The organism is Pseudoalteromonas sp. SR45-5 (assembly GCF_014163565.1).
GTDB classification, from domain to species: domain Bacteria; phylum Pseudomonadota; class Gammaproteobacteria; order Enterobacterales; family Alteromonadaceae; genus Pseudoalteromonas; species Pseudoalteromonas distincta.
In genome coordinates, this window is sequence record NZ_JACJDN010000678.1 from 1 (window position 1) to 2,049 (window position 2,049).

Here is a 2,049-nt window from a genome sequence, read left to right on the forward strand (position 1 = left end):
CGCCTAGTTTGGGATGTGGGTCACCAAGCTTATCCACATAAAATCCTTACAGGTCGTCGCGACCAAATGCACACTATTCGCCAAAAAGACGGTTTGCACCCTCTCTGGTTTTACACCGTAAGCCTGCTCAACTAAGTTTGCATCGTCAGATACAATTAGCATTTCTGAGCCTTCTTTCATTATATCGGTAAGCAGTAAAAATACAGAGTGGCGGTTGCCCTCAACTTTTAGCTTAGCAATATCGGCTGCAAGGTCTGCTTTAATATCGTCAAAAACAGCAAGGTCGATTACTTCTAGCTGGCCAATGCCTACTAGGTTACCGTTCATGTTGAAATCTTTAAAGTCACGCATTACTAAATCACGTGCTGGTGTGTCTTCTACCGCAGATTTAACGCGGAACATATCCATACCAAGTTCTTTAAAGTCTTCGATGCCTGCAATTTCAGCTAGCGCTTCAACACATTTAATATCGGCTGTGGTACATGTTGGCGATTTAAATATAACTGTGTCGCTTAAAATTGCACACATCATGATACCAGCGATGTCTTTAGGGATTTCTACGTTGTAGAAGTCATACATCATTTTAATAATGGTGTTTGAACAACCAACAGGACGAATCCAACATTCAAGCGGAGTCGATGATGTTAAGTCACCTAATTTATGGTGATCTACCACACCAACAACGCGAGCTTGGTCGATATCATCAGGTGCTTGTGTTTTTTCTGTGTGATCTACAATATACACATCTTCACCAGCGTAGCTTAACTTAAGCTCTGGTGCTTCAAAACCAAATCTATCAAGGATAAATTGAGTTTCAGGTGAAACTTCACCAAGACGAGTTGGAATTGCTGGCTCATCAATTTGGTTTTTTAAATAAGCCAGTGCAATTGCACCACAAATAGAATCTGAATCTGGGATTTTATGGCCCACTACATACATAGACATTGACGGAACTCCTTTAAATTTGCCGATATTCTAACAAAGTCTGCGGCCTTTAACATATAGACAGCGCAATTAAGTTTTAGTTACACTTTAAAATCTTGAATTTATTAGGTGTATTTATATGCGACTGGGCCGTAAAGGTTGGAACAACGTTATAATATTTTCGATGTTGATTATGATCTTCTTTTTAAATGGCTGGCATAAGCAATTTTTAGGAGGGGAGGATAAACCAGCGTTACAAGCTGTACTCCCCCAGCAAAGTTTTGTACTTACACTGCAATTTGTTGATCAAAAAATTGAGCGAATAGGAACAAGTTGGCGTACAACACCACTACAAAAAGATATACCGCTCGTGTGGAAAGCTTCTGAGCAGCAGCTTAGTGATTTAGTTAACCAATGGCAAAGCGCGGCGCTAATGGGGGTTAATGAGTCTGTTGTTTTTAATCCTAATGCACCTTTATACGTTGCTACATTTGAGTTGGCTGGCGAAAGTATGCCGTGGGTTTATTTGCTCTACAAAGGCGATGGACAATATTATTTACTCGAAAAGAGAAGCCAGCGAATACTCGCACTCGATTTAAAAACTGCTCAGCAGTTATTCCCTAGTTTTGATTTTTCACAAAGTGAGTCTAATTAATGCCTGAATTACCAGAGGTAGAAGTGAGCCGAATGGGTATCACTCCCCACGTACAAAACCAAGTTGTTACAAAGGTAAATATTTACAATGCCAGTATGCGCTGGCCAGTGCCCGATGATGTGTATCAACTTGAAGGGCTAATTGTTACAAGTATTGAGCGACGAGCTAAATATTTACTTTTACATTGTGAGCTTGGGAGCACTATTTTACATTTGGGTATGTCAGGTAATTTGCGTGTAGTAGATAAAAGTGAGCCGCTTAAAAAGCATGACCATGTAGAGTTTATTTTTGGCAACGGTAAAGCGCTGCGCTTAAACGATCCTCGTCGTTTTGGTTGTTGCTTATGGCAAGAGCCCGGTGAAGTGCATAAGCTACTCTCTAAGCTTGGTCCTGAGCCGCTTACCGATGATTTTTTTGCTAAACGCGTGTACGAACAATCGCGCAATAAAAAAGTACCCGTAAAGCAATTT

Annotated in this window: 3 protein-coding genes and 1 pseudogene; 3 read left to right on the top strand and 1 reads right to left on the bottom strand. The window is 40.6% G+C overall.

Annotated features, from left to right (window positions below; all coding sequences use genetic code 11):
* Window positions 1–15 precede the first annotated feature (15 nt).
* Complete coding sequence (locus H5072_RS17900) at window positions 16–135, top strand: 1-deoxy-D-xylulose-5-phosphate synthase N-terminal domain-containing protein (RefSeq protein WP_310735900.1); 120 nt, start codon at window positions 16–18, stop codon at window positions 133–135.
* Here the strand turns inward: H5072_RS17900 and H5072_RS17905 are convergent.
* Window positions 103–945: pseudogene (locus tag H5072_RS17905) on the bottom strand (manganese-dependent inorganic pyrophosphatase); the annotation flags it as partial. The gene H5072_RS17900 and the pseudogene H5072_RS17905 sit on opposite strands and share 33 nt — an antisense overlap.
* Before the next feature lie 118 nt (window positions 946–1,063).
* Between H5072_RS17905 and H5072_RS17910 the strand changes: the two are divergent.
* Window positions 1,064–1,579 (top strand): hypothetical protein, encoded by a 516-nt coding sequence (locus tag H5072_RS17910; protein ID WP_004335529.1) that lies wholly within the window; start codon window positions 1,064–1,066, stop codon window positions 1,577–1,579.
* A partial coding sequence (locus tag H5072_RS17915; protein WP_310735899.1) for a DNA-formamidopyrimidine glycosylase family protein occupies window positions 1,579–2,049 on the top strand: 471 nt, incomplete at its 3' end. The genes H5072_RS17910 and H5072_RS17915, both read left to right, overlap by 1 nt.